Below are 26,726 nucleotides of genomic sequence, written 5' to 3' on the forward strand. Positions count from 1 at the left end.
GGGAGTGGTTGCGGCTTAGCCCAGCTTGTCGTTGGACTTGCGACGGGAAGCCAGGCCCAGCAGGCCAACGCCTACCAGAAGCATCGCATAGGTAGCAGGTTCCGGAATTGGAGCCGCCAGGCCCAGGTTACCGGCATAGGAACCACCCATTCCTGCGATGGCGGTGCTGCCAGTGACCGTGAAGCCATAGTTGCCTGACATCAGGGCATCGATCGGGAAGAACTCGATGCCGGATGAGGTGTCAAAGGTGGTTGCCAGGGCGGTTTGGCTGCTGTCGGCTTCAACTTTGAAGAACTGGATGCCAGTGATGCCATAGTTCGCCAGGCGGGAACCATCGATCCAGGTCTTACCGACCACCACGTTACCGCTGGCATAGGTGGCGTTGGTATCCACCGAGAAGAGGTAAGTGTCGATATAGTCCCCGGCCGTTGCGTGCAGGGCGCCGAAAATGGCATTACCCGCGGCATCAAAGGTCAAAGTTGTCTGTGCCATGGCACCGGAACTGGCGAACAGCCCGGCGGATAGCATCAGTGTTCCGGCTACCTTGCTAAGAAACGCTTTCTTCATGTTAATACCCCTTGAGATAGTGTTGTTGTGAAGGTGAAGCGGTTTGTCAGCGCGCAAGAGATTGCCTGGTTATATCGTCAGTGGCCTGCTGAAAACATAACCTTTCCTGCTTACCAACGACGATCAATATAGCCCACCCCCTCCCTCAATTAGTTCATTAATGAAGTGTGTATGTTTTCAAGCGCACAAAGCTCGACCGCGCTCGCGGGGCGCGGATAAAGCGCGGGAAAACGTCAAGGGAAAAATTTTATTGTGCTCGAGCCTGCAAGGCTTTCATGCCACATTTCGTAGGCCGATTCCGACAGGAACAAGAGCCGAACTGACGGGGGAATTGTGAGCAAACGCACCGTGTGCAACGGGGCCGGGAAATAAGATGGAAGCGTGATCGAAGCGCCAAGCGCTCATCTACCAGACATCCTGGCCGGCTTCTGCCGCAGCGAGGCACCCGGCCCAAAAACAGAATACGGAGGCCTATCATGACCCAGACCAACCACCCATCCAAGTACGTGGTAAGGGAGTACCTCGAACGTCGTTCGCAAGCAGCCAAGCCACCTCCATCGCCAGAGGAGATTCGCCGTCAGTTGGGCTGGGGTTTGATGCTGTTCGAGCCGAAGATGGAAACCGGGCGCTAGACCCCCGTACTTCACCATGACCCGCCGCACCGGCGGGTTTTTTTTCGCCGTTCGCTGAAATTTTCGCCATTCACCGAGCCGCGGCCGCCATTCACCGAAAAGCCGTTTCGCCGCCTTGCCCACCCGGGTATCGTTCATCCATCCAATCAACGGGGAGCAAGAAATGAGCAAAGAAATGCAATCGCGCAGCCAGCTACTGTGGGGCCTGATCGTGATCGCCATCGGCGTGCTGTTCCTGACCGATATCCAGATTCCGCCACTCGGCCAGCTGTGGCACCTCTGGCCCTTCCTGGGCATGGCGTTCGGCGCCATCAAGCTGATTCCGCCGACTGCACCGAAACATGTGGTCGATGGACTGTGCCATATCGCTTTTGCCGGCTGGTTCTACGTGTCGTTCGAACATATCTGGGGCCTGACTTTCCACAATAGCTGGCCCATCCTGGTCATCATCGCCGGCATCTGCCTGCTGATGCAGCCAGTTGTGATTAAATACACCGCCAATAATGAGGAGAACCAATAATGCGCAATCGCAGCCATCGCGAACGTAATACCGCATCCCAGATGCTGATCGGTGCCGCCGTCATCGTAGCCGGCTTCCTGTTCCTGATTGATAACCTGGGCTGGATCGACCTCGACATGCGAGTGCACTTCTGGCCCATCATCCTGATGGTGTTCGGCGCCTCGACCCTGGCGCAAGCGCCGCGGCGCGGCAGCGGGGCAGCAGTGGCCGGCGTTGTGATGATCGGCTTTGGCGCCCTGTCGCTGTTGAAAGGCCTGGGCCTGATCGCCATTAGCTGGAAGTTGATCTTCCCGATCGGGATTATCGGCCTGGGCCTGATGATGGTATTCCGCGCCAACAAGCGCAGCAAGCAGACGGACAGCCAAAGCACGGTTGCCAGCAGCTATGCCGACGATACGTCGCTGTTCGGTGTGTCGGAAGGCGAGACCAGCGAGCGCGTGCTGGAGCTGACCGCCATCCTTGGCGGCTTCCAGCGCAAGATAACCACGCAGGACTTCCGCGGTGGTGACCTGACCAGCATCATGGGCGGGATTGACCTCGACATGCGTACCGCCTCGCTGAACGGCACTGCAGTGCTGAACGTGTTTGCCCTGATGGGAGGCATCTCGATCAAGGTGCCGACAGACTGGACGGTGGAACTGGAGGGCACGCCGGTACTGGGCGGCTTTGAAGAGAAGACCATGGAACCAAAGGATAACAGCAAGCGGCTGGTGGTTCGAGGCACTGTCGTGATGGGCGGCCTGGAAATCCGAAACTGATGCAGCAGCGCGTAATGACCAGCCGCAGCGGTGTGCTGCTCTATCTCACGGTATGGCTGCTGTTGGGGATAGGCCTGGGCGGGGCGGTGGCCCAACTGGGCGACGAACCCTGGCTGCGCGCCATGCTGTTTGCAGTGCCGGTGACATTGCTGTTTTCGGTGGGCGCCGGGTTCTCGGCCTACTATATGTGCAAGTCCAACCCGCTGCGCGAGCGCAAGCCTGCCGTGGTCCTGGTGTCGATGCTGACCGCGGCGGTATGGGCCGGCTTCCTGTGGGTGTTCCTGATGCGGCTCTGGAATATCGGCGTCGAATCGTTCGGAGGGCAGGGCATTGCGATCCGCCCGCAGCTGACTGCCTTGCTGTTTTGTCTCGGCATCCTGATGTACGGATTGCTGGCGAGCTTGAATTACCTGGTCAGCGAGTTTGTCCGGGCACGCCAGGCGGAACAGCGCGAGCTGGAATCCAAGCTGCTGGCACGCGACGCGGAGCTGCGCATGCTGCGCACCCAGATCGACCCGCACTTCCTGTTCAACAGCCTGAATTCGATCAGCGCGCTGACTTCGATCGATGCCAAGCGTGCCCGCGACATGACGCAGCGCCTGTCGGACTTTTTCCGACAGAGCCTGGGCATTGAAGCGCAGGGCAAGATCACACTGGAAGAGGAGGTGCGCCTGATAGGACATTTCCTGGCGATCGAGAAAGTGCGCTTCGGTGCGCGCCTCGGCGTGGAGCAGCTAGTGGATGACGCAGCGCTGCCATGCCTGCTGCCGCCGATGATCCTGCAGCCGCTGGTGGAGAACGCCGTCAAGCATGGCATCGGCGGCATGCCGGAAGGCGGCACGGTGCGTATCGACGCCCGCCGCGAAGGTTCGCTGTTGAAGGTCGATGTGGAAAACGATACCGACCCGGACACGCCACCCCGCAAGGGCAATGGCATTGGCCTGGTCAATGTGCGGGAGCGATTGGCAGCGGCGTATGGCCACCTGGCCAGCGTCCACTGCACGCACGAAAACAATAAGTACCGGGTGGCCCTGATGCTGCCCGCCGAGACGAAGGAGTCCTGAATCATGCGCGTCATCATTGTCGATGATGAAGAATTAGCCCGCGGCGTCATGCGGGAGTACCTGCGAGCCCATGCCGACGTGGAAGTGGTGGCCGAATGCGGCAACGGCTTCGAAGCCGTGAAGGCGATTGCTGAACTGGAGCCGGATGTGGTGTTCCTCGACATCCAGATGCCGAAGCTCGATGGCTTTGAAGTGGTGGAGCTGGCCGGCAGCAAGCCACACTATGTTTTCGCCACGGCCTACGACCAGTACGCCTTGAAGGCCTTCGAAGTGCATGCGATCGATTACTTGCTCAAGCCATACCCGCAAGAACGGCTGGACCAGGCCGTGGCGCATGTGCGCAGCCGCCTTGGCAGCGAACACCCGCCGGTAGCGCAGATGGCGACCGAAGCGGCGACCCGCAACGGTCCGCTGGAGCGCGTTCTGATACGCGACGGCTCACGCGTGCACGTGATCGCCGCGGAACGCATTGACTCCATTGAAGCGCAAGACGATTACGTTGAGATCCTGGCGGAGGGCAAGCCTTACCTCAAGAACCAACGCCTGTCCGAACTCGAGGAGCAGCTCGACCCGACCCGTTTCGTGCGCTTGCACCGCTCGTGGATCGTCAACGTCGAGCGCATCGAACGCATCGAACAGGCCACTAAGGACAGCCACTGTGCCGTGCTGAAGGACGGACGAAAGATTCCGGTCAGTCGTAGCGGGTATCAGAAGGTGAAGGGCCTGTAACCGTATGTCTCATGTTAATATTTTGCAAAAATGTGAAAGTGATGGCCAATTTGTTTTGGGCCATCGATAACAAAGGATAATGAATGGGGCAAACACTGGGGAGCCAAGCTTTCGGATCTTGGTATGACATCCTGTACTGGGCACTCTTTTCCGGCATCTTCTTCTACGTGGCTGCCACAAGTTCGAGTTGGCCGCTGGCCACGCGAAACAAGATCCCTACTTTCCTGTTAAACCGAAAACTCTGCATCGGTCTAGGTGTCGCATTCGCCATCGTCGCAGCTGGAAAGCTGTTCCGATTTTTTTAGCATGAACGGCACAAGCAACCGCTCTTCTTTCGTCACAGTCGTCGCCTGGATTTTTATAGTTCTGTCGGGACTCGGAACCCTGGTTTCCATCATGCAGAACATCATGATCCAAGTAATGTTCAATGCCACCGAAATGGAAAAAGCTATGCATGCCGCACCTCCGCCTGGCGTTCCGCCATTTGCGGCATTCATGACCAGTCATTTTCAACTTCTCTTCGTTGCGTTCCTCATTATCTCCGTCTCGATGCTCGCCTCTTCGATCGGGCTCCTCAAGCGGAAAAATTGGGCGAGGCTGATCTTCATAGGCCTAATGGGCTTGGGCATCCTATGGAACCTTGGCGGGCTGGTTCTTCAACTCACAATGTACTCATCAATGCAAAGCAGCTTTGCAAATGTGCCGGATGCAGCGGACATGAAATCCTTCATGATTGCCATGGCAGTTTTTAGCGTCATTTTTGCACTGGGGTTTAGCGTGTTGTTCGGCTGGATTGCCAAACGTTTGCTATCGCCTTCCATCGTGACGGAGTTCAAGCAGTGAGTTCTAATAAAACACAGACGACAATATTTGCGCTTTCGATGCTCTTTGCTGCAAGCGTCTCGGCGGAGGAAGATATTTGCTCATCCGAGTACGAACGTGGGCGGCGCGAAATGGGGGCCTACGCCGAAATGATGGGGATTATCGAAGGAGCGATTTACGGCCACTCGCTTACGATCGCTAGTCCGAAAATCTGTCTGGTTGGAACTCCAAAAGAAAAAGTTCAAAAGATCGCCAATGCTTTCGGGAGTCAATCGCATGCCGAGCCCCCGTTGGAGTTGGACGATGTACCTTCAAAAGAGCAGGCCCAAAAATTCCTGGAGCGCTTCTTTCCATGCAAATAATTCGCGCTAACAAGAATCACGTTAGCGAGCCAATTTGGAATGCCTCGATTTTGGTTCCGTTCTCGGCCCATGTCGGCGTGAAGGCTAAATACACCGATAGCGCAAAACCGCGATAACATCGCGCTCAAGTCAGACCACATATGAAACGCCTCTGTATAGTCAGTGCATTGATGCTCCTCTCCTCGCCTGGTATGACCCAGACGCTCTACAAGTCCGTTGGGCCGGATGGAAAGATTGTTTATAGCGATCGCCCTCCCGCAAACGGAAAGATCGAAAAGACCCTGCATATTCAAAGTATCCCGAACACGGCCTTGCCAAGCGCTACAGTTGGCGAGCTAGCCCGCCTTCGTAAGGAAGGAAGGCCAACGACCGGCCCTATTTCTGGGGCGGTCATGTTCAGCGCCACCTGGTGCGGGTACTGCCGTCAGGCGAAGGCCTACCTTGCCCAGCATGGGGTAACGTACAAGGACGTCGATATCGACACTCCTGAAGGGAAGTCTGCCTTTGCTAAAGTAAGCACCGAGAACGGAATTCCTTACCTGCTCAAGAACGGTGAGGGGATACGCGGGTACAGCAAAGAGGCGTATGACCAATTCTTTGGCGGGCGCTGAGTGTCGCCTCACTTTCAGGGAGTTATATGAATATTGAAAAGCGCAACGCTTTGGTTGAAAAGCTCAATTCGGAGCCGGAACCTCAACTCGTTCCCGTTGACGAATTCTTCGATGGGAATGATGACATTGGCTCTATCGGTTGCAACCTGCCAGAGCACCCCGGCATTGACGCGTTTCGCACGGCACTCGCCCGGCTCAAAGAGCGAGACGATGTGGTCGCCGTATATGCCCAGATTGCAGAGATTGACCCTGGAGAAGATTGTTGGCCATTTGCGGACACAGTCTTCGTCGTCGGTTGGTTAAGTTCTGAGGATTTAGCGGCAGAACTTGAAGCGCTCGAGCCTGACGAAGTCGGCTCGGCCGAAGACTTCGGCGTGCCAGAGCAACTGCTCCATAAGCACAAAGAGCCAGTGTTGGCGGCTTGGTGGGATTAATGCCGAGCCACTCAGCAATGACCACTGATTAAGTCATGATGGAAAAGCTCTTCGCCATTGGAGCAATCCTAAATGAAGATTTACCTCAAGCCAGCATCACGTTAGGCGGCATACATGAATTTCATAGCAGTTTTGGAGCGTGGCATTCTTATCTTGCTTTCGCTATGCCTGGCGGCAGGTGGAAGTACTCACGTAGTTGACATTGTTCGAGGCGGCTTTTTTCCTTATCATTTTGTGCCTTTTCCAATCAACTTGTTCTGGACTTCGCTGGCCGTGTTGGACTTCACTGCGGTGCTGCTATTGTGGAATCGCCGCAATGTAGGCGTACTGCTAACGCTAGCGATCATGTGCGCGGACGTTGTGATCAACTCATATGCGACTTATTGGCTCAGAATTCCATTTGAGAGCTTTGCTCCGCTTCAGGCGCAATCGCTTTTCCTGGGCTTCGTCCTTGGCGTTTCTGGATTTATATTACGCAGCAGTTCACAAGCTGTATCATCCAACCAGGCATTCCGGCATGCGCCTACGGGCGCGGCTGAATCGAAACGTTAGAGTTCGGATATGGTCTACCTCGCCGTTACTTCGCACGGGCTGAAACATGCGCTGCGTGCAGTTGAAAAATGCGCCGCGCCGATTTGGTGCGGTTCCGATGCAATTTCCGAGTCAGACTTCGAGAATCTGGACTATGCATCGTTGACCCGATTCTCCTATCCTCTTGGTGGCGAGGATCAAGAGGTGCTGGCTGGCGCAGTCGAAACCATCCAGGAACACCATCCTGGAGAGCCGATCTGGATCGAGCATGCTTAATCCTATCCGATCAACATGATCCTCGTGATACCGAAGCCGCAGCTTACCGCCGAACAGATTTCCGTGTTGAGAAAAATGTGCAGCGCTGGAATATCCGAGATTCGCAATGCCGGATCGACGCAAACGTCGATCCGCGACGTTGAAATTTTCGGGAGTCAATGGGAAATCGAGCGCCTGTTCCTTCGGCAGTTAAGCCGGGAGTACCTAAGCAGCCCTAATCCGCCATTCTTCGTCAGGGAAGTGGACCTGAATGGTTACGGTGAAGTGCTCACCCCGCAGGCATTGAATGAGCGGCTGAAGTTTTGGAGAGGAATAGAGTTGGAACAGCAGATGTTCAGCGACCTGGAAAACGGCTTCATTTCATCTCGCGAAGAATTTGTCCCACATGACGAAGAATGGACATAGCAACTCGCTCCACCGGATGCGCCAAGCCCAATGCGCGCCGGCTGAACTCTACGCACGTTAGAGCCCATGAATACATCCTCGCTTCAGCGATTTATCCAAATTCACACTGCCTATGCTGACGCTATAGAAAGTCACATGCGTCGGCTTTGGAATCGGGAGCTTTCATCGGACGAGGTGAACACGATTCGTAGTTACACGCTATGTGGATCGTTCATGTCGCTGGAGGCAATCGATCAAGGACTGTCTCTTGTCGGGTCGGCAGAGCGCGCAACGGTGGACTTTCTCTTTATGCGCGCTGAGGTCAATAAGTGCGCGGGGGAGGTCGTTTTGGAAGTCAGCCGTCGCCTGGCACTTGGCGGCCATTCGCCGCAAGCCTCTGAGTTTCCAAATTTGCTGGCGTGGGAGGCGGCCTTGATAGGCGGGCGAAGTGGGCTCCAGTCCGGATAGCCAACAGCTATGTTGGCATCACAAGTGAAGCAACCTGAAAGTTAGGAAATCAATATGAAGATGTACATCCTTGTTCGCGACGACATTCCACTCGGCTTCGCGATGGTGGCAGTTGCACATGCATCACTGGCGGGGTATCTGAAGTTCCAGGAATCGCCCGAGGTAAAGGAGTGGCTTTCTGGGCCGTTCTTCAAGGCCGTCTGCAAAGTCAACCCGAAGGAGTTCGAGAACGCCAAACTTGTTCCTGACCATGTTGTTCTCACCGAATCGGCGCTCGGCAATCAGGAGGTCGCCATCGTTTTCAAACCGCGAATTGAGTGGCCAAAAATGTTTAAGTTCCTAAAACTCTACCGCGAAGCGCCTTCGGTATCACCAGCAGGCGCCACTGATGCTTGACGCCTCCATTAACCGGACGGCTAGCGCGTTGCGCGCTCCGCCCGATTTTTATCGCACACTTTCGATCTCATGAAGGCTTCACGAGTAATTTCAGCCTTTTTTCTATCCGTGGCTGCTGCCTCATCTGCTAATGCGGGGGCGCAAGCGCTAGAGCTTGACAAGCTTGGCGAGAATGCGTGGGGCGAAGACTGGGCTGGCGGTTGCTGGTTCCATGAAGAGTTTCTCCCTGACCGCAGTGGTGGCGAACTTATGTTTCTTATTCGCGGCGAGGGAAAAGGTGGTGTGGCAGTCCTTAGTCTCGATGGAAAGGTCGAAGAGGTGCCTTTCTCGCAGACTCTGTCAAAAAGCAAAGCATTTCGGATGGGGGCGCGCGATTCTTATCTTTACAGGTCTGCCGATCTAAAGGTCAAAGTGACCACCATTGTTACCGAGGTCCCGACGGCAAACGAATGTGCTGGTGATTGTAACGAGAGTAGTGGCTTTGCGGCCGAAATTGAAATCAGCAAGGGCGCTCGCAACCGGCGATACGAGTTCAAAGCGGGAGCCTGCGGACTGTGAACGAGCCATAAGAAAGAATCACTACGCAGTCGAGCCGGATGGATTCTATTTCGTCGATCATCTTACGAACAAGGACGTGGCGTCTGTTGCACTTCGGTGTTTCATCGACGAGGCACTTCCACATTCGCCATCGATTCAGATCATTGAGCCATAATACTGGAATGGAAAAACGAACTGTTGCCGATAGTGTTGGACCCTGGATGGAGCCTGGCTTCGAATCGAGCTTGATTGAACGCTGCCGTGCAAATTGGTCGGTCCCTGTCGGCGAAATTACGAACTACGTCTTGGCTACGTTTATTCGCCAGCGAATCGCTTTGGAAATTGTGGTGCCCGAAGCACAACGGCGCATCGCAGTTGGATTTACAGACGATACGGAAATTCTTGACGATGAGCTTTCGCTGGCCATTGCGGGAATCTTGCCTACTTCGGATCCGCAATGACGTTCGCCCCAAGAAGATAGAGACCAGCATGTCTACTGTTCCAAGCGTCCCTTTGCCAGAAATGCGCGAGTTGATCCATTGTGCTCGTGGGTTTGTCGCTGGCGACGTTCATTTTTCATATGTCTGTTCTGCTGCGGGAACATTTCGTGACGTGACGCGGTTTCTGCCGGTTAGCCGCGAGATCAAGCAGATGGCTGATGAATGGGCGGGAATGGCCACGCGCGCTTGGCCGGAAATGGCCCGAATTACCAATCCGATTTCGGAAGAAGAATTTCGGGAGTGGGTGAGAAATCAAATTCGTGTTTTTGAACCTTTTCAAGGTCCCAATGGCCATTGAAGATTGCAGTATGCCGGCCTATCGTTGCGGTCAACTCGGTAGGGCAATGCCAAAACGATTAAATGCTTGGGGTTTGGAGTTGGTCCAGCGGGCGTGTCATGGGACCTGTTCGAGAACTTTCAGCCGGACCATGTTCTTCAAGATCGATCTTCAGTCGGTGAAAACTGCTTTCATCAAGTGACAATGTGCGTGAGACACGGCAGGATTTGTTTTCCCTATACTTCGCGGTATGAAAATTATCTTGCCCTTGATTCTCGCCCTGGCCGCCATTCCGGCGCATGCCCAGCTCTATAAGTGGACCGATGCAGACGGGAAGGTCCATTATTCCGATCGCCCGCAGGATGGCGTCAAGAGCAAGGAGCTTGCAGTGCAGCGCGCAGCCACGGCGCCGGCTGCGGCCCCTGCGAACGACTGGCAGCAACGTGAGCTCGAATCTCGTGAACGGCGCATGAAACGCGAGGCCGCAAACCAGGAAGCGGCCGACACTGCAGCACGCAATGCGGGAAAGACACCGTATAACCCCAGCCAGCACCGCAACAACAAGCCGATGTCCGATGACGAGGTCTGCAAGCGCGATGCGCAGCAGATTGAGTTCTCCGAGAAGGTCCCCCGCCTTGCTTTCGGCGGCGGGAATGGATCGGTGGCTGTTAGCGAAGAAGAGCGCCAGGCCATCGTGCGCCAGCGCAAGGAGAACCACGCCTTGCTGTGCGGCTCAGGCCAGCGCACGCACTAAGGCTCGCCGAGTTGCCACCAGGCGGGTAGCAGGGCCTGGATTTCGGGCCGGCCGAAACGGTCGTCGATCAGGTGGACCGTGCCGCGGTCGCTGGTAGTGCGGATTACGCGGCCGGCTGCCTGCACGACTTTTTGCAGGCCGGGATAGAGATAGGTGTAGTCATAGCCCGCGCCAAAGGCAACTTCCATGCGGGCCTTGATCTGTTCATTGACCGGATTGATCTGCGGCAGGCCAAGCGTGGCAATGAAGGCGCCAATCAGGCGATCGCCTGGCAGGTCGATGCCTTCGCCAAATGAGCCTCCCAACACAGCGAAACCAATGCCTTCGCCGCCTTCGCGGAAGCGGGCGAGGAAGGCGTCGCGCGCCGTTTCATCCATGCGGCGTTCCTGCCGCCATAGCGGCACATCCGGGTGGCGGGCGGCGAACAGCTCGGCCACCTTTTCCATGTAATCGAAGCTGCTGAAAAAGGCGAGGTAGTTGCCGGGATGGCGCTCGTACTGCTCGCCCATCAGCGCAGCAATTGGCGCCAGCGAACGGTTGCGGTGCTGGTAGCGCGTGGAGATGTGGCTGGCGATGCGTACCTGGAGTTGCTCCGCGTCGAACGGCGAGGCTACGTCGACCCATGCCGTGTCGGCCGGCATGCCGAGCGTGTCGGCGTAGTAGTTCCAGGGACTGAGTGTGGCGGAGAACAGGGCCACCGCGTGCGCTGCCTCAAAGCGCTGCTTGAGGAAGGGCGCGGGCAGGATGTTGCGGATGCAGAGTACCGAGTTCACGCGGCCCGCGGCTGCGGCGCCACGCCCGCCGTCGGATTTTTCCATGTCGAACAGCGAGTGTTCGCCAAAGCTTTCCGCCAGGCGGCCGAACAACAAGGCGTTGAAGTAGAAGTCCAGCACGTCGGCGTCGAACCAGGCGGGGTGCTCGGCCATGTAGTCGCCGATTTCCGTGCAGGCCGTTTGCAGCGCGCCCATGAACTTCTCGGGCAGCTCGGCGTAGCTAGCGTAGTCGGCTTCCTGTGCCTTTTCCAGGGCGCTCCATTGGCGGTGTACGCGGTCCAGCGGCTTGCGCAGCGCTTCCGGTGCGGTCTTGCGCAGCACGCGCAGGCGCACATGGTCCATTTCGGCGGAGTACATCTTGCGGGCGCGCGAGACCATATTGTGCGCTTCGTCCGCCAGCACGCCGACCTTCCAGCCGTTCATCTGCGTCAGGCTGTACAGCATGGCGCTGATGTCGAAGTAGTAGTTGTAGTCGCCCACGACCACGTCGGCCCAGCGTACCAGTTCCGATTGCAGGTAATAAGGACAGACCTGGTGTGCCAGCGCGACTTCGCGCACAGAGGCGCGGTCCAGCATCGCCTGCTGCAAGGCGGCTGCGCGCGCTGCGGGCAGGCGGTCGTAGAAGCCTTGCGCCAGCGGGCACGATTCGCCGTGGCAGGCTTTGTCCGGGTTCTCGCAGGCGGTGGTCTTGGCGGCCAGTTCGAGTGCGCGCAAAGGCAGCAAAGGCGCGCTGCGCTTGATGGCTTCCACCGCGCCAAGTGCCATGCCGCGGCCGCTGGTTTTTGCGGCCAGGAAGAACACCTTGTCGAGGCCATGTTCAGCGCTGGCCTTCAGCATCGGGAAGATGCTGCCGATGCTTTTGCCGATGCCAGTCGGGGCCTGCGCCAGCAGCGAGCAGCCGCGCGCGCTGGCCTTGTACATCGCTTCTGCAAGCTGGCGCTGGCCTGGACGGAAATCGGCGTGCGGGAAGCGCAGCGAACGCAATTGCTCGTCGCGTGCGGCGCGGTGCGCCAGTTCCTGCTCGGCCCAGGCGACAAAGCGGCCGCATTGTTCTTCGAAGAAGACGCGCAGCGAGGCGGCATCCGCTTCTTCGGTCAGCACGGTTTCCTTTTGCGTGCCGATGTCGAAGTAGACCAGTGCCAGGCGCACGGCGGGCAGTTGGCGCGCGCTGCACAGCAGGTGGCCATACACCTTGAGCTGGGCCCAGTGCAGGACGCGGTGGTTGGCGGGCTGGCGCGACAGCTCGCCGCGGTAGGTCTTGATTTCTTCGAGCTGGTTCTGGCGCGGGTCGTAGCCGTCGGCGCGGCCGCGCACGTGCAGCGGGCCGAAGTCGCCGGAGAGGCTGACTTCGCGCTCGTAGTCCTCGCCGCGGCGGCTGGTGACGATGGCGTGGCCTTCAATGCCTTCCTGCGCGGTTGGCGTAGGCGTGAAGCGAAGGTCAAGGTCGCCTTGCTTGGCGGTGAATTCGCACAGGGCGCGGACGGCGATGGTATACGTCATTCCTGCCACGCCAGGTAACACACGGACACCGGCATGCCATGCTCGGCGCAATAGTCGATCCAGCGTAGCTGGTTGTCTTGCAGGCGGTCGCCGGGGCCTTTGACTTCCACCATCTGGTAGCGCCGTTCGGCGGGCCAGAAGCGGATCAGGTCCGGAAAGCCGCTGCGGTTGGCCTTGATGTCGAGCAGGATACGTTCAAACCATAGCTTCAAATGGGAGGCGGGGATGCAATCGAGCGCGAGGCCGAGCAGTTCTTCGTCGATCGCGTCCCAGTAGACGAAGGGCGACTGCAGGCCGGCCTTGGCGGCGAAATTGGTGCTGATGGCGTCGCGATAGCTGCCGTCTTCCAGCCGCGCAAAGCAGGCTTCGAACAGGGGCGCGCGGCGGCGCTGGAAGTCGGCGCTGTGCAAGTCCGCGGGGCCATGGTGGAAAGGATGGAAGAAGGCGCCGGGAATGGCAGCAAATACCGCGTCCCAGCACAGCAGGCCAAACAGGGAATTGGCCAGTGCGTTTTCCACGTAGAAGCAGGGCGCGTCGTCCTGACACAAATGGTCGCGCACCACGCCTTCCACCCACCATTCCTCGGCCGGCATTGGCAGCACCAGGTCGATACGCTCGATTGGCGTAGGCTTGTGCGCCGGCTCGCGCATATGGCCCAGCTTGCGGCGCAGGCGCGGCGCCATGCGCAGCAGTTGCTGGCGTTCCGCTTCGCTTTCCGGCGCGCTCTGCGCATGCTGCAGCCATTCGTAGGCCAGGCCGATCCGCTCGTCTTTTTCCAGTACGCGGATGGCGCGGGCGCGGGCGCCGGGATAGGCGCACTGTTGGTACAGTTCGAAGGCCCCGGCCCAGTTGCCGAGCTTTTCAAGCTGCTGGCCGAACTGGAACAGCATTTTCTGGCGGCGGCTAAGCAGCCATTCGTTGTCGTCGGCCAGGGCGGGCAGTTCGCGCGCCAGTTGCAGCGGGTCTTCGCCCTCTGCAAAACGTTCGCGGCAGGCGTGCAGTGCCAGGTAGTCGTCGATGTCGCGGCGCGAACGGAAGCCGCGCGCAGCCGGCGAGAACTCGACTTTTTCGAAGCGGTAGATCCCCAGGTTGGACAGCACGAATTCCGACCAGTCCTGGTGGAAGTTACCGAAGAAGATCAGGCGCAGCCGGTCGCACAGCGGCTTGGACAGGATGTGGTAGACCTGGTCGCCCGCATCGGCATACCAGGACGTGAAACGGTGGCTGCCTTCGTGGCGCTCGCGCAGGGCTTCAAGCTGGTCGGCCTTGCGCGCACTGCGTTCGGCGCCGCTCAAGGCGAATACGCGGGTAATCTCGGGCTTTTGCAGCAGGTCGAACAGCTCGTCCAGCGTCAGTTCCGGGTCTTGCACCACCCAGCCTTGCTCGACCAGCGGGGTGGCAGCGGGAATGGTGCAGCCGATCTCGGGGTAGCTCAACTTCGACGCGCGGAACAGCTCTCCCTTGCGCATCACCATACGCACGAACAGTGCGCGGGACGGTTGGGGCAGGGTGGGGAAGGCGGCGAGGAATCCTGCTTCCTCGTCCGTCAGCAGGTCGCTATAGCGTTCGCCAATCCAATGCAGGACCTGGTGGAAATTCTCCAGGTAGTAGAACGGATTTTCAAGGACTTGGTTCATGCAGGCGAGGCGACGCGAAAACTGTATTTATATACAGTATAACGCGTCACCCGCTGCGCTGTCACTTCTTGGAAGCGGCGTTGGCTTTTTCCAATTGCTGTTCGAAGGCCGTGACGGCATCACGCGTGGCCTGGGTCACCTGTTCGTAGCCCTTGAAGGCGTTTTCAATGGCTTTTTTGACAATCTCGACGGCGTTGTCCGAACCGGGGCGCACGTTCTGGGTCACATCGTAAATCAGGGCGCTCAGGTTGGACTTGGCCTCGGCCAAGTGGGCGTCGGCGGCTTGGTGGAAATCGTTCGACATTTCGCTCAACAGGGCGCCCAGCTGCTGGTTGTAGGCGTTGGTGGCGGCCATGCCGGGCTGCAGGCGGGCGTTGATCACGTCCAGCGCTTCCTGCGGCGTAACGGAGGCGTTGACTTTGCGGCCGGCGTCGATCTGGTCGTCCAGCGCCTTGCGCGCCGTCGCAATATTCAGGGCCACCGCTTGCTCCACCCCTTGCATGGCGCGGTTGGTCAGGGTATTGAAAGTCTCCAGCTGGAACTCAAACAGCGTCTTGGTGGCATTGGCGAACTGCTCGGGATTCTGAAACATACGGTCTCCTTGTCGGGGTGGGATGGCGTTGCTTCTTGCTTTGACTTCATTATTTATTACGCACCAAGTTTTCGCAATGGGCATCTTTAAACGGGCCTGCCATTTGTACCCATCCTTCGCCCAGCGGGGTTTGCGAGCAGGCGCGCTGGCCGTCGATACGGCTTTGGTACAGGTACCACCAGGCGGGACGGGCGCTGGCGACTCCGCTGGCCGTGGCGGCCAGCAGCAGGATCGGGATCAGGATGCGTTTCATAGCGGTGCGGTGGCCGGCAGGCGCATGGTGAAAGTGCTGCCGTGGCCGGGCGTGCTGGCCACGTCGATATGGCCAGCCAGCACGCCGGTCACGATATTGTGGGTGATGTACAGGCCAAGGCCCGACTGGCCGGCGCCGAGCCGTGTGGTGTAAAACGGATCGAAGACGCGGTGCAAGTGCTCCGGCGGAATGCCGGCGCCGTTGTCGGCTACCGACAGCAGAACGTCGCAGCCTTCGGCGCTGGCGGTGACGGTGACCGTAGGCTTGCCGTCCCCCGGCGCGGCAAAAGCATGGGTGATGCAATTGTCGATCAGGTGCCCGATGGCCTGGCTGAGCGGGACCGGGTAGCTGTCCAACTGCAGGCCGGGCACCACGTCCAGCACCAGCTCAGGGCGCGGCTGCGGCAAGGTGGCCCACAGGGGCGCCAGCATTTCCTGCAGCAGCTGGTCGAGGAAGAAGTGGCGGCGCTGGGTGTCGGTGGTTTCAACGGCGATCTGCTTGAAGCTGCCCACCAAATTGGCAGCGCGCTGCAGGTTGCGCTGGATGATGTCGCCCGCTTCACGTGCGCGTTCAAGGTAAGCGTCAAGTTCCGAGCGGCGGATGCCGGCATCGACCTGGCTGCTCAAGGCTGCGGTATGGTCGGCCAGGGTGGAGGCGGTGATCAGGCTATTGCCGATCGGGGTATTCAGTTCATGCGCGACGCCGGCCACCAATGAGCCTAGCGCGGCCAGCTTATCGCGCCGCACCAGTGCATCCTGCGTCATGCTGAGGTTTTCCAGCGCCGATTGCAGTTCTTCGCTGGTCAGCTCCGCATGCTGCTTGGCGCGCGTCAGTTCGGCGGTGCGGGCCGCAACCAGTTCTTCCAGGTGGCTGCGGTGGCGCGCCAGTTCGGCTTCGCGGCGGGCGCGCTCGATGGCGATGCTGGCCAGGTGGCTGGCAACCCCGATCAGGCGCTGTTCTTCCGTATCCGGATGGCGCACGGTGCGGTAGTACATGGCGAAGGAGCCCAGCACGGTGTTTTCGTCCTGCATGATGGGCATCGACCAGCAGGCGCGCAGGCCGTAGTCGCGGATCAAATCCAGGTAGGGCGCCCACAGCGGGTCGTGTTCGATGTCCGACACCACCACGGCCTCGCGGCGATGCATGGCGGTGCCGCATGAGCCGACGCCGGGGCCGATCGCCATCCCTTCGAGCAGGGCGGCGTAAGTGGCGGGCAGGCTGGGGCAGCAGGCGCAGTGCATATGAACGCCGTCTTCATCAAGCAGCATGACGGAGCACAGGACGCCCGGCGATTGCGATTCGACCAACTGCACCAGCTTGTGCAGCGTATCTTCCAGCGGCACGCCGCGCGCCATCATTTCCAGCAGGCGCTCCTGGCCGACGCGCAAATCGTCCGCGCGCTGGGTGCCGGTGACGTCCACCAGGCGGATATGGAACAAGCGCCGGCCCGGCTTGGCGATCCGCACGCCGCGGGCATTGCATTCGACCATGCGTCCGCTGCTGTGGCGCAGGGTGATGCGATGCACGCGCAGCTCGCCGGCCAGCACGCTTTGCATCATGGCGTTCATTTCCAGCGGGTCGCAAAAGGCGGAGAAGGGGGCGGTCAGCAGCTCCAGGGCGCTGCGCCCGAGCAGTTGTTCGGCGCGGTGGTTCAAGTCGACCGGGCGGCCGCTGTCCATGTCGATCAGCACCACCGCATCCGGCGAGGCCGCCGCCATCATGTGGTAGTTCACTTCGAGGTCGAAGCCACCGATGCGCTGGCCTTGCAGCGCAAACAGCACATGGTCGACGACACTGGTGGTGGCCAGGGGCAGGGTGAAGTAACCATCGGCGCCGGCGCGGGCGGCGCGTTCCTTTTCGTCGTTGGTAGGGCGGTGCGACATGAGCAGCACCGGGATGCGGCGGTCGGAATCGGCTTGGGTCAACTGGCCGGTCAGTTCCAGCGCTGCGCCACCGGCCAGGGCGGTATCCAGCAGCACCAGCACGACACCGCCGGCCGACGCCACCTGCAGCGCATGTTCGCCGCTGGTGACAGATTCGACGCGGTACTGGTGCCGGGCGAGCGCCAGCTCCAGCGCCGCCACATCGAGACTGGCGCCGGTTGCCACGAGGATGGTGTTGTTCGGTTCCACACCGCCAGTGTATTACACCTGCGGCACGACAATGCGTTGCAGGTTGTCCTCGATCCAGTCGACCAGCACTTCCAGGCGCTCGGCGACCTCGCGGCCCAGTGGCGTCAGGCTGTATTCGACATGGGGCGGGATCACGGGCAGGGCGGTGCGCAATACGAAACCGTCCCCTTCGAGCGCGACCAGTGTCTGCGCCAGCATTTTCTCGCTGACGCCTCCCACTTCCTTGCGCAACTGGCTGAACCGGTGCATGCCGCCCAGGAGCACCACCAGCACCAGGACGCCCCAGCGGCTGGTTACGTGGCTCAATACGGCCCGCGATGGACATTCGGGAGCCAGCACATTGCCCGGCCTTGCCGAGCGGCGGGACAGGGAGGCCCGCAAGGACTTTGAAGATTTTTCCATACTTACCAAAAAGTACGTACTTACGAAAAGTTAGTGTTGGTCCTATTATAGCCCTACATCGTTTTCAACCAAGGAGAAAAACATGATCGTGGTAACTGGCGCCTCGGGCGCATTGGGTCAACTGGTGGTGGAAGGTTTGCTGGAGAAAGTGCCGGCGGCGCAAATCGTGGCGGCAGTGCGTGACCCGGCCAAGGCGGCGCACCTGGCGGCGCGTGGCGTACAGGTGCGTCGCGCGGACTACACCGATCCGGCCAGCCTGGATTCCGCATTCGCCGGCGCCGACCGCGTGCTGCTGGTCTCGGCCAATGAAGTGGGCAAACGCGTGGCGCAACATCGCGCCGTGGTCGATGCCGCAAAGCGCGCCGGTGTGAAGCTACTGGCCTACACCAGCATCCTGCGCGCCGACAGCTCGCCGCTGCGCCTGGCCGAAGAGCACGTCACCACCGAGGCGGCCATCCGCGACAGCGGCCTGGCTTATTCATTGCTGCGCAACGGCTGGTATTTCGAGAACTTCAACAGCCGCATCGCAGGCGCCGCGCAGCGCGGTGAAATGGTCGGCAGCGCCGGCGAGGGCCGTATTTCCGCCGCCGCCCGCGCAGATTACGCCGCCGCCGCCGTGGCCGTACTGACTGCGGAAGCGCCGCAGCAGGTCTATGAGCTGGCAGGCAGCACTTCGTTCAGCCTGGCGGAATTGACCGCTGAAGCGGCGCGCCAGGCGGGCAAGCCTGCCGTGTATCGCGACCTGCCTCAGGCGGACTTCGCCGGCGTGCTGGCTGGCGCGGGCGTGCCGGCGCCGTGGCCGGAACTGCTGGCCGATTCGGATGCCGGTTCGGCACGCGGCGGTTTGTTCGATGACGGGAAGGCGCTGGAGAAGCTGATCGGCCGTCCAACCCGCAGCGTGTCGCAGGCGGTTGAAGCGGCGCTGAGCGCGTAAATGAAAAAAGCTCCCCGAAGGGAGCTTTTCTGCGGAATTCTTGGTGCCCACGGAGGGACTCGAACCCCCACACCTTGCGGCACATGGACCTGAACCATGCGCGTCTACCAATTCCGCCACGTGGGCACTGGTACTGCATTTGTCTCAGAAGGTAGCGTTTGGTGCCCACGGAGGGACTCGAACCCCCACACCTTGCGGCACATGGACCTGAACCATGCGCGTCTACCAATTCCGCCACGTGGGCGCTAACTTCTTCGACTCTCTGTTGCGGTGTTGTGTGCAACAGAGGCACGCATATTAATGGCCGACGCCGGTTTGGTCAAGCGGAAATTGATTTTTATATGCAATCTTGTCGGACGGCCCCAAGCGTATTCACGCAACAACACAAGTGGCTTAGCCGCTCATAGTTGGTGGCAAGTGCACGCCACGCGGAACAGCATGTCAAAAAACTCAAGAATTATCTTTTTGCAGGATTTTGGCCTCAATTGCGTATTCCTTGCGCAAACTCAAGACGTCACGCAGATCGACTTGGGAGAACGCCATGCGTATCGAAGAAATGATTGCTGCCGTCCAGCGCGAACTTGGAATCGGCGTCGACGGCAAGGCTGGCCCGCAGACCTGGGGCGCGATCTATCAGCGCCTGGTGGTAAAGCCAGGCAATGGCCAGCCGGCGTCCGGGACTATCGCGCCAGCAGATAACCGCAGCGAAAAGGTGATCGCGACGCTGCAGGCGGAGGCGCAGCCGTTCGCGCGTGCGCTGGTGCAGAAAGCTTCCTCGATTGGGATCACGATCAAGATCATCAGTGGCCTGAGGACTTATGCGGAACAAGATGCCCTGTATGCGCAGGGGCGGACCGCCCCGGGGAAAATTGTCACCAACGCGCGCGGTGGACATTCCAATCACAACTTTGGCATTGCGTTCGATGTTGGCGTGTTCGAAGAGGGCGAATACTTGCAGGATTCGCCGAAGTACAAGGCTGTTGGGGCCCTGGGGGTAGACCTGGGCCTTGATTGGGGCGGGAACTGGACGACTTTTCATGACGAGCCGCACTTCCAGCTACGGCCATCCTGGGCCGTGAATCTCTCTGAAGATCAAATGCTGGCTGCAATGCGGTCGCGCATCGACGAGGGGCAGGCAATCTATGCCTAGCGACGCAGCGCAGCGCGGCCGGAAAACAAAAAAGCCGCTTTTCAGCGGCTTTTCTGCGGAATTCCTGGTGCCCACGGAGGGACTCGAACCCCCACACCTCGCGGCACATGGACCTGAACCATGCGCGTCTACCAATTCCGCCACGTGGGCATTGTTGCGTTGTTCTGCAACGAGGCACGCATAGTAATGGCCGAATGCCCAAGCGTCAAGCCATTTATGAAAGCTTGTTGGAACGGCCACGCTGGCGCATCGTGATCAGCAATAAGCCTGCTGCCAGCATGGCCCAGCCGGAGGGCTCCGGAATCGCAGCCACGTTCCAGCCGATGGCATCCATTGCCAGTACGTCGTTGCCGGTAATCTGCAGGGTTTCGCCCATGCCTGCGGTCGGATCCATCAAGCCGATGAACAGGTTGTCCTTCCAGTGGCTGGCCTGGCGGCCATCGCCAAAGTTTTCGCCGGTGGAGAATTCCGGACCCACGGTCGTACCGTCGAGCGAGAAATATTTGCTGCGGCTGTCGGCGGTCCAATCGATCACGCCATGCGCTGCGCTCATGGTGGAGTAACGAAACAGGTCGAGCGCGGAGACATAGGTGAACAGGTTGTCGTTAAACGGTCCGTTGTAGGGCGGCGAATTGCCATCCAGGATGTCGACGCCGCTGATGAAGCCCAGCACGTGGCCAATCTCGTGCGCTGCCACGCCGACGAAATCGAAGGCGTTGGCATCGGTGCCGTTGTTCGGGTTGAAGTCGAAATGGAAATCGCTGTTGAACTGGATGAAGCCGTCGCAATTGCCGATGCAGCCGGACAGGGTTTGCGGCGTTACGGCCAGGCCGATGGCTTTGGCTTCGGCGTTGGTGATGGACAGGATCTGGTTGTTGGCATCGCCGTCATTGTCGACATAGGGCAGCGCACTGCCGGAGCCGTTCGGGTTGTTGGCAGTGCGGTTGATCAGCATGCCGAATGTCGAGCCGCCGGGCAGGTGGGCGACTGCGGTGGCATCGGCAGCCGAGGTGGCGTCCGCTGCCAGGGCGTTGCGAACTGAGGAATAGGTGTGGAAGTCTTCTGCAGAGGCTGCCTGACCGAGAATGCCGCCGCCAAGGGAATTGAAGCCGACCGTCAAATTTACCGTCACATTATCCGTCAGCAAACTTGACCAGCGCGCGGCTGCGGCCTGGAAGCCTTGCTGCGCCTGGAGGGAGGTGCCGGCGACGTAGTTGAAGTTGAAAACCGGCGCTGCAGAGGCGGTAGTGGCAGCCAGCAAAAGGCCGGCGAGCAATGTTTTCATGGCGGTCTCCTACAGATTGATGGGTAGGGAGGATGCCGCAAGAAGTATGCGCGCTGCCGCTACGGCGTGGCGCGCAACAGCAGGGGACAGCCAGGTGTCAAGGAAAGCGACGCCGGAAAACAAAGAAGCCGCTGAAAATCAGCGGCTTCTTCGCGGAATTTTTGGTGCCCACGGAGGGACTCGAACCCCCACACCTCGCGGCACATGGACCTGAACCATGCGCGTCTACCAATTCCGCCACGTGGGCATTAGCAACAACATCTGCTATCATACTGCTTTGGTGAGTTTTGCGCCAGATGAACTTTCATTCCACGCTGCACATCGACTCGCCATTCCCGCATCGCTGCGAGAGCCAGAATTATAGAGGAATCTCTGCCGATGTCAAAGGGTCTGCGAAAGATTTTTGCGCGCGGCCCTTCCTGTTACACTAACAACCAATAATAAGATTACTGAAGAACTTTTGAACTCCACTCATACCATTCCTAGCCGCGAAGAGATTCTCGGCATCTTCCGCAGCGCCAAGGCGCCGCTCGACCTGCGCACGCTGGCGCTGTCGCTCAAAGTCAAAGCCGAATCCCATGCCGTCCTGACGCGCCGCTTGAATGCGATGGAGCGCGACGGCCAGATCCGTTCCGATACCAGTGGCTTCTACGTGCTGGCGGACCATTCCGAATTCATTGCCGGTCGCGTGTCCAGCCACCGCGACGGCTACGGCTTCCTGATTCCTGACGAACCGGGCGAAGACCTGTTCCTGGCCGAGCGCGAGATGCAGAAGGTGCTGCACGGCGATAAGGTGCTGGGCCGTGTCACCGGCTACGACCGCCGTGGCCGCCCGGAAGGCACCATTGTCGAAGTGGTCCAGCGCGGCACCACCCACATCATCGGCCGCCTGCTGAAGGAAAACGGCGTGTGGGTCGTGGCGCCGGAAGACAAGCGCATCAGCCAGGACATCCTGGTGCAGGGCGCCGTCGGCAAGGCAAAGTCGGGCCAGATCGTCAGCGTGGAGCTGACCGAGCAGCCTGGCCGCTTCAAGCAGCCGTCGGGCAAGATTGTTGAAGTCCTGGGCGACATGGACGACCCGGGCATGGAAATCGAAATCGCCGTGCGCAAGTTCGGCGTGCCGCATATTTTCTCGGACGCCGCGCTGAAGCAGGCTTCCAGGCTGCCGGACGTGGTGCATGAAGCCGATTGGGGCGAGCGTGTGGACCTGCGCGACGTGCCACTGGTGACCATCGACGGCGAAGATGCACGCGACTTCGACGATGCCGTATATTGCGAACCGGTGAAGATCGGCCGCAGCAAGGCCTTCCGCCTGATCGTGGCGATTGCCGACGTATCGCACTATGTGAAGCCGAACGACGGCCTGGATGGTGACGCGATTGAGCGCAGCACCTCGGTCTACTTCCCGCGCCGCGTGATCCCGATGCTGCCGGAGAAGTTGTCTAACGGCCTGTGCTCGCTGAACCCGCGTGTCGACCGCCTGACGCTGGTGTGCGATGCCGTGATCACCGCGCAAGGTGAATTGAAGGCTTACCAGTTCTATCCAGCCGTGATCCACTCGGCTGCGCGCCTGACCTATACCGAAGTGGCGTCCATCCTTGGCAACACCAAAGGCCCGGAAGCAGCGCGCCGCGCGGAAATCGTGCCGCACCTGCAGAACCTGTATGACGTGTACCACGCGCTGCAGAAGTCGCGGCAGGAACGCGGTGCGATCGATTTCGAGACCACCGAAACCTACATCGTCTGCAACCCGGCCGGCAAGATCGAAAAGATCATTCCGCGCACCCGCAACGATGCGCACAAGCTGATCGAAGAGTGCATGCTGGCGGCAAACGTGTGCGCAGCAGACCTGCTGTTGCGCCACAAGCACCCAGGCACTTACCGCATCCACGCCGGCCCGACCAAGGAAAAGCTGACGCAAGTCCGCGATTTCCTGAAGCAGCTTGGCCTGTCGCTGGGCGGCGGCGACACGCCGGTTGCCCGCGACTACGCGGACTTGATGAAGAAGATCAAGGAACGTCCGGACGCACAGCTGCTGCAAACCATGCTGCTGCGCTCCATGCAGCAGGCGGTATACAGCCCTGACAACATCGGCCACTTCGGCCTGGCGTATGAGGCCTATGCCCACTTCACCAGCCCGATCCGCCGCTATCCGGACTTGCTGACCCATCGCGCCATCAAGGCGATTTTGGCGGGCAAGAAGTACGAGCCGAAGATCAGCGACCAGTCGGTGCTGAACACCACGATCTCGAACGCGCAGCGCCGCCAGGCCCTGAAAGACAAGCAGGAAGGCAAGGAGAAGAAAGCCAAGGGCGACCATAGCATCTGGGACGCACTGGGCGTGCACTGCTCGGCCAACGAGCGCCGCGCCGACGAAGCCTCGCGTGATGTGGAAGCCTGGCTGAAGTGCTACTTCATGCAGGACAAGCTGGGTGAAGAGTTCAGCGGCATCATCACCGGCGTGACCAACTTCGGCATCTTCGTGCAGCTGGACCAGCTGTTCGTGGAAGGCCTGGTGCACATCACCGACCTGGGCGCCGACTTCTTCGAGTACGACGATGCGCGCCACGAACTGCGCGGCGGCCGCACCGGCAAGCGCTACCAGCTGACCGGCCGCGTGAACGTGCAAGTGGTTCGCGTCGACCTGGAGTCGCGCAAGATCGACCTGCGCCTGGCCGACAGCGAAATCTCGACCCTGCCCCCGCAGGGCAAAAAGGGCTCCCGCAAGGGCGGCGGCCTGGTTGGCTCGCTCGGCGATTTCGACAGTTTCGATGAAAACGAGAGTCCAGCGGTAGCGCGCAAGCGCAAGGCGGCACGCAACGCAGCCGCACCGTCCATCTCGGCACGTGAAGAAGCGCCGACCCGCGCACCAGGCAAGCCAACGGCCAAGCGCGGCGGCAAACCTGCGCCGGCCTTCGCGCCAGCGGCTCCGTCAGCCCGCAAGGCCGCCAAGCCAAAGTCCAAGACCAGGCCGACGGCGCCCACCGCCACGCGCGTGACCAAGGCTGCAAAGCCTAAGAAAAAACGATAAGCACCCCGTCCGGCGCTTCGGCGCCGGACTTATTTTGAGAACTACGATGTCCAAGAACAAAATGATTTTCGGCTTCCACGCCGTTACCTCGCGTCTGCGCCACGAAGCTTCCAGCGTTGAAGAGATCTTCTTCGACCAGGCCCGTGACGACCGCCGCATGAAAGACCTGATCGCCCACGCGAAAGCGGCTGGTGTGCGCGTGATGCCGGTGGAGTCCGAACGCCTCGACAAGATTGTCGGCACCCGCCGCCACCAGGGCGTGATCGCGTTTGCCTCCCAGCTGTCGCTGGCGCGTAACCTGGATGAACTGCTGGATATGGTGGAAGGCCCGCCGCTGCTGCTGGTGTTGGATGGCATTACCGACCCGCACAACCTGGGCGCCTGCCTGCGTGTGGCCGACGGCGCCGGCGCGCATGCCGTGATCGCACCGAAGGATCGTTCCGTTGGCCTGAACGCCACTGCTGCCAAGGTGGCTTCCGGCGCCGCGGAATCAGTGCCGTTCATTACCGTGACCAACCTGGCGCGCACCCTGCGCGAGCTGAAAGAGCGCGATATCTGGCTGATCGGCACCTCCGACGACGGCGACAAGACCCTGTACGAAGGCGATTACAGCGGCCCGACTGCGATCGTGATGGGCTCGGAAGGCGAGGGCATGCGCCGCCTGACCCGCGAGACCTGCGATGTGCTGGTGTCGATTCCGATGTTTGGTTCGGTTGAGTCGTTGAATGTTTCGGTTGCATCCGGCGTCTGCCTGTACGAAGCCCGCCGCCAGCGTATCGCACGCGAAGCTTAAAACCGGCAAACCGGTGTCTGACCCGCAGGGTCAGACACCTCGGCCATCCGGCTGGGTTACCGGTTTGACCGCCAGCAAGCAAAAGTCATATGCGCTATGATATTTGCCTGAACAACACCCCACCAAAGCACCACCATGTTTGACCACCTCCGTGACGACATCCGCAGCATCATCGAGCGCGACCCCGCAGCTCGCAACGGCTGGGAGGTGCTGACCTGTTACCCAGGCCTGCAAGCGATCGTCATGCACCGCTGGGCACATTGGTGCTGGACCCACGGCCTGAAATGGCTGGGCCGCTTCATCTCCTACCTGGCCCGCATCATCACCGGCATCGAGATCCACCCCGGCGCCACGATCGGCCGCCGCGTCTTCATCGACCACGGCTTCGGCGTCGTGATCGGCGAAACCGCGGAAGTCGGCGACGACTGCACCATCTACCAGGGCGTCACGCTGGGCGGCACCTCGCTTCACGCAGGCGCCAAGCGCCACCCCACGCTGGAGCGCGGCGTGATTATCGGCGCCGGCGCCAAGATCCTGGGCGGCTTCACTGTCGGCGAATACGCCAAGGTCGGCTCCAACGCCGTAGTACTGAAGCCAGTACCCGCCGGCGGCACCGCCGTCGGCAACCCGGCCCACCTGGTACAGAAAGAACACGCAGCCCCAACGCCATCCTCGCGCTTCTTCTCCGCATACGGCGTCACCGCCAACGGCGACGATCCGCTGTCGAAGGCCTTGCATAGCCTGATCACCCACGCAGTGGCGCAGGAACAGCAGATCGAGCGCCTGTCGGCTGCGATGAAGGCGGCAGGCCTGGATTGTCCGGACCTCAAGCCTTGCGACAAACTCGATTCCGCAGAACTCAACAAACTGGTCGAATAAGGAAAAACCATGGACGACATTCTGGACCCGTTTGAAATCCGCGTACTCGCGGTACTGGCCGAAAAAGAAGGCCTGACGCCGGATAACTACCCGCTGTCGCTGAACGCGCTGACCAACGGCTGCAACCAGCTCTCCAGCCGCGAGCCGGTGATGCAGTTGAGCGAAGAAACCGTGGCCGACGTGCTGGCTCGCCTCGCCGAGCGCAAGCTGGTGGGCACCGTCAGCCAGTCCGGCGCGCGCGTGGTGAAGTACGAACACCGCATGCGCATGAAATGGACGCTGGAGCAGGACAAGCTGGCAATCCTGACCATCCTGATGCTGCGCGGCCCGCAAACAGCCGGCGAGATCCGCACCCGCACTGGCCGCATGCACGAATTCAAGTCGGTCGGCGACGTTGAAACAGGCCTGCAATTCCTGATCGATAAGTATCCGCCGCTGGTTTCCAAACTGCCGCTGGCGCCAGGTTCGCGGGAACCGCGCTACGGCCAGCTGCTTGGCGGCGAAGAGTCGCTGGCCCGCGAAGCTACAGCCGTCGCCTACGGCGGCAGCGCAAGCGCAGCAGGCGAGGGCGGTGCAAGCCGCGCCGACCGCGTAACCCAACTGGAGCAGGAAGTCGTTGCCCTGCGCGAAGAAGTCGCGGCCCTGGCAGCACAAGTCGCCGAATTGCGGGCTGTAATCGAGTAGTAGTAGCTGTTGTGAGAATCCGCCATATTCGTTTGGATTGATTGTGGCGGCCCCCGGGC

At 60.0% G+C, this 26,726-nt stretch carries 31 protein-coding genes and 4 tRNA genes; 23 read left to right on the forward strand and 12 right to left on the reverse strand.

Annotated features, from left to right (window positions below; genetic code table 11):
* Positions 1-15: 15 nt before the first annotated feature.
* Positions 16-567, reverse strand: a complete 552-nt coding sequence (locus ASD58_RS04755; RefSeq protein WP_156401160.1) for an FxDxF family PEP-CTERM protein — start codon at positions 565-567, stop codon at positions 16-18.
* A gap of 476 nt (positions 568-1,043) precedes the next feature.
* Here ASD58_RS04755 and ASD58_RS31790 point away from each other — a divergent pair, with 476 nt between their 5' ends.
* From ASD58_RS31790 to ASD58_RS04835, 17 genes are all read left to right on the forward strand, one after another.
* A complete protein-coding gene (locus tag ASD58_RS31790; RefSeq protein WP_200951567.1) occupies positions 1,044-1,199 on the forward strand; it encodes a hypothetical protein in 156 nt (51 codons plus the stop codon).
* Positions 1,200-1,362: 163 nt separating this feature from the next.
* Positions 1,363-1,719 (forward strand): hypothetical protein, encoded by a 357-nt coding sequence (locus tag ASD58_RS04760; protein ID WP_057259970.1) that lies wholly within the window; start codon positions 1,363-1,365, stop codon positions 1,717-1,719.
* Positions 1,719-2,477: a LiaI-LiaF-like domain-containing protein gene (locus ASD58_RS04765; RefSeq protein ID WP_057259971.1), complete on the forward strand. Its 759-nt coding sequence runs from the start codon at positions 1,719-1,721 to the stop codon at positions 2,475-2,477. The genes ASD58_RS04760 and ASD58_RS04765 overlap by 1 nt, the downstream gene beginning before the upstream one ends.
* Before the next feature lie 14 nt (positions 2,478-2,491).
* Complete coding sequence (locus ASD58_RS04770) at positions 2,492-3,541, forward strand: sensor histidine kinase (protein ID WP_229209897.1); 1,050 nt, start codon at positions 2,492-2,494, stop codon at positions 3,539-3,541.
* Positions 3,542-3,544: 3 nt separating this feature from the next.
* A complete protein-coding gene (locus ASD58_RS04775) occupies positions 3,545-4,270 on the forward strand; it encodes a LytTR family DNA-binding domain-containing protein (RefSeq protein ID WP_057259973.1) in 726 nt (241 codons plus the stop codon).
* A gap of 306 nt (positions 4,271-4,576) precedes the next feature.
* The gene (locus tag ASD58_RS04785; protein WP_057259975.1) at positions 4,577-5,113 is read left to right on the forward strand and encodes a hypothetical protein; all 537 of its coding nucleotides are present in this window, start codon (positions 4,577-4,579) and stop codon (positions 5,111-5,113) included.
* Positions 5,110-5,454, forward strand: coding sequence for a hypothetical protein (locus ASD58_RS04790; RefSeq protein WP_156401161.1), 345 nt, complete (start codon positions 5,110-5,112; stop codon positions 5,452-5,454). Before ASD58_RS04785 ends, ASD58_RS04790 begins: the two co-directional genes overlap by 4 nt.
* A 140-nt stretch (positions 5,455-5,594) precedes the next feature.
* The gene (locus ASD58_RS04795; RefSeq protein ID WP_082565229.1) at positions 5,595-6,065 is read left to right on the forward strand and encodes a glutaredoxin domain-containing protein; all 471 of its coding nucleotides are present in this window, start codon (positions 5,595-5,597) and stop codon (positions 6,063-6,065) included.
* 26 nt (positions 6,066-6,091) lie between these two features.
* Complete coding sequence (locus tag ASD58_RS04800; RefSeq protein ID WP_057259978.1) at positions 6,092-6,499, forward strand: hypothetical protein; 408 nt, start codon at positions 6,092-6,094, stop codon at positions 6,497-6,499.
* Positions 6,500-6,613: 114 nt separating this feature from the next.
* The gene (locus ASD58_RS30375) at positions 6,614-7,051 is read left to right on the forward strand and encodes a hypothetical protein (RefSeq protein WP_200951568.1); all 438 of its coding nucleotides are present in this window, start codon (positions 6,614-6,616) and stop codon (positions 7,049-7,051) included.
* Between the two features lie 9 nt (positions 7,052-7,060).
* Positions 7,061-7,306 (forward strand): hypothetical protein, encoded by a 246-nt coding sequence (locus ASD58_RS04805; RefSeq protein ID WP_057259979.1) that lies wholly within the window; start codon positions 7,061-7,063, stop codon positions 7,304-7,306.
* Positions 7,307-7,321: 15 nt separating this feature from the next.
* Positions 7,322-7,711: a hypothetical protein gene (locus tag ASD58_RS04810; protein ID WP_057259980.1), complete on the forward strand. Its 390-nt coding sequence runs from the start codon at positions 7,322-7,324 to the stop codon at positions 7,709-7,711.
* 501 nt (positions 7,712-8,212) lie between these two features.
* Positions 8,213-8,554, forward strand: coding sequence for a peptidyl-tRNA hydrolase (locus ASD58_RS04820; RefSeq protein WP_057259982.1), 342 nt, complete (start codon positions 8,213-8,215; stop codon positions 8,552-8,554).
* Positions 8,555-8,623: 69 nt separating this feature from the next.
* On the forward strand, positions 8,624-9,112 hold the full coding sequence (locus ASD58_RS31080) for a hypothetical protein (RefSeq protein ID WP_156401162.1): 489 nt from the start codon (positions 8,624-8,626) through the stop codon (positions 9,110-9,112).
* A 161-nt stretch (positions 9,113-9,273) separates the two neighbouring features.
* Complete coding sequence (locus tag ASD58_RS04830; RefSeq protein ID WP_156401163.1) at positions 9,274-9,552, forward strand: hypothetical protein; 279 nt, start codon at positions 9,274-9,276, stop codon at positions 9,550-9,552.
* Positions 9,553-9,580: 28 nt separating this feature from the next.
* Entirely contained in the window at positions 9,581-9,889 is a 309-nt protein-coding gene (locus tag ASD58_RS31085; protein ID WP_156401164.1) for a hypothetical protein, read from the forward strand.
* A gap of 241 nt (positions 9,890-10,130) precedes the next feature.
* Positions 10,131-10,622, forward strand: a complete 492-nt coding sequence (locus ASD58_RS04835; protein WP_162252984.1) for a DUF4124 domain-containing protein — start codon at positions 10,131-10,133, stop codon at positions 10,620-10,622.
* Here ASD58_RS04835 and ASD58_RS04840 read toward each other — a convergent pair.
* From ASD58_RS04840 to ASD58_RS04865, 6 genes are all read right to left on the reverse strand, one after another.
* Positions 10,619-12,895 carry an ATP-dependent DNA helicase gene (locus ASD58_RS04840; protein ID WP_057259986.1) on the reverse strand — a complete coding sequence of 759 codons (2,277 nt, stop codon included), beginning with the start codon at positions 12,893-12,895 and terminating at the stop codon, positions 10,619-10,621. The genes ASD58_RS04835 and ASD58_RS04840 overlap by 4 nt on opposite strands.
* Positions 12,892-14,532 (reverse strand): VRR-NUC domain-containing protein, encoded by a 1,641-nt coding sequence (locus ASD58_RS04845; protein ID WP_057259987.1) that lies wholly within the window; start codon positions 14,530-14,532, stop codon positions 12,892-12,894. The genes ASD58_RS04840 and ASD58_RS04845 overlap by 4 nt, the downstream gene beginning before the upstream one ends.
* A 61-nt stretch (positions 14,533-14,593) precedes the next feature.
* Positions 14,594-15,124, reverse strand: coding sequence for a phasin family protein (locus ASD58_RS04850; RefSeq protein WP_057259988.1), 531 nt, complete (start codon positions 15,122-15,124; stop codon positions 14,594-14,596).
* A gap of 49 nt (positions 15,125-15,173) precedes the next feature.
* On the reverse strand, positions 15,174-15,377 hold the full coding sequence (locus ASD58_RS04855) for a hypothetical protein (protein ID WP_057259989.1): 204 nt from the start codon (positions 15,375-15,377) through the stop codon (positions 15,174-15,176).
* Positions 15,374-17,509 (reverse strand): ATP-binding protein, encoded by a 2,136-nt coding sequence (locus ASD58_RS04860; protein ID WP_082565230.1) that lies wholly within the window; start codon positions 17,507-17,509, stop codon positions 15,374-15,376. Before ASD58_RS04860 ends, ASD58_RS04855 begins: the two co-directional genes overlap by 4 nt.
* Before the next feature lie 12 nt (positions 17,510-17,521).
* Complete coding sequence (locus tag ASD58_RS04865) at positions 17,522-17,911, reverse strand: helix-turn-helix domain-containing protein (protein ID WP_057259990.1); 390 nt, start codon at positions 17,909-17,911, stop codon at positions 17,522-17,524.
* A gap of 82 nt (positions 17,912-17,993) precedes the next feature.
* Between ASD58_RS04865 and ASD58_RS04870 the strand changes: the two genes are divergently transcribed.
* Entirely contained in the window at positions 17,994-18,845 is an 852-nt protein-coding gene (locus ASD58_RS04870; RefSeq protein ID WP_057259991.1) for an NmrA family NAD(P)-binding protein, read from the forward strand.
* 41 nt (positions 18,846-18,886) lie between these two features.
* On the opposite strand, the gene ASD58_RS04875 is transcribed toward ASD58_RS04870, so the two are convergent.
* Together ASD58_RS04875 and ASD58_RS04880 are read right to left on the reverse strand one after the other, a co-directional pair.
* Positions 18,887-18,971 (reverse strand) — tRNA-Leu (locus tag ASD58_RS04875).
* Positions 18,972-19,004: 33 nt separating this feature from the next.
* Positions 19,005-19,089, reverse strand: a tRNA-Leu gene (locus ASD58_RS04880).
* A 297-nt stretch (positions 19,090-19,386) separates the two neighbouring features.
* Between ASD58_RS04880 and ASD58_RS04885 the strand changes: the two genes are divergently transcribed.
* Positions 19,387-19,995 (forward strand): M15 family metallopeptidase, encoded by a 609-nt coding sequence (locus ASD58_RS04885; RefSeq protein WP_057259992.1) that lies wholly within the window; start codon positions 19,387-19,389, stop codon positions 19,993-19,995.
* A 65-nt stretch (positions 19,996-20,060) separates the two neighbouring features.
* Here the strand turns inward: ASD58_RS04885 and ASD58_RS04890 are convergent.
* From ASD58_RS04890 to ASD58_RS04900, 3 genes are all read right to left on the reverse strand, one after another.
* Positions 20,061-20,145, reverse strand: a tRNA-Leu gene (locus tag ASD58_RS04890).
* Between the two features lie 64 nt (positions 20,146-20,209).
* A complete protein-coding gene (locus tag ASD58_RS04895; protein ID WP_057259993.1) occupies positions 20,210-21,280 on the reverse strand; it encodes an NF038122 family metalloprotease in 1,071 nt (356 codons plus the stop codon).
* A gap of 162 nt (positions 21,281-21,442) precedes the next feature.
* Positions 21,443-21,527 (reverse strand) — tRNA-Leu (locus tag ASD58_RS04900).
* Positions 21,528-21,740: 213 nt separating this feature from the next.
* Here ASD58_RS04900 and rnr point away from each other — a divergent pair.
* From rnr to ASD58_RS04920, 4 genes are all read left to right on the forward strand, one after another.
* Positions 21,741-24,311 (forward strand): ribonuclease R, encoded by a 2,571-nt coding sequence (gene rnr, locus ASD58_RS04905; protein ID WP_082565231.1) that lies wholly within the window; start codon positions 21,741-21,743, stop codon positions 24,309-24,311.
* A gap of 61 nt (positions 24,312-24,372) precedes the next feature.
* Positions 24,373-25,104 (forward strand): 23S rRNA (guanosine(2251)-2'-O)-methyltransferase RlmB, encoded by a 732-nt coding sequence (gene rlmB, locus ASD58_RS04910; protein ID WP_200951574.1) that lies wholly within the window; start codon positions 24,373-24,375, stop codon positions 25,102-25,104.
* Between the two features lie 135 nt (positions 25,105-25,239).
* A complete protein-coding gene (cysE, locus tag ASD58_RS04915) occupies positions 25,240-25,983 on the forward strand; it encodes a serine O-acetyltransferase (protein WP_057259995.1) in 744 nt (247 codons plus the stop codon).
* 9 nt (positions 25,984-25,992) lie between these two features.
* Positions 25,993-26,667, forward strand: coding sequence for a YceH family protein (locus tag ASD58_RS04920; RefSeq protein WP_057259996.1), 675 nt, complete (start codon positions 25,993-25,995; stop codon positions 26,665-26,667).
* Positions 26,668-26,726: the final 59 nt, after the last annotated feature.

Source organism: Duganella sp. Root1480D1 (genome assembly GCF_001427305.1).
Taxonomy (GTDB): domain Bacteria; phylum Pseudomonadota; class Gammaproteobacteria; order Burkholderiales; family Burkholderiaceae_D; genus Rugamonas.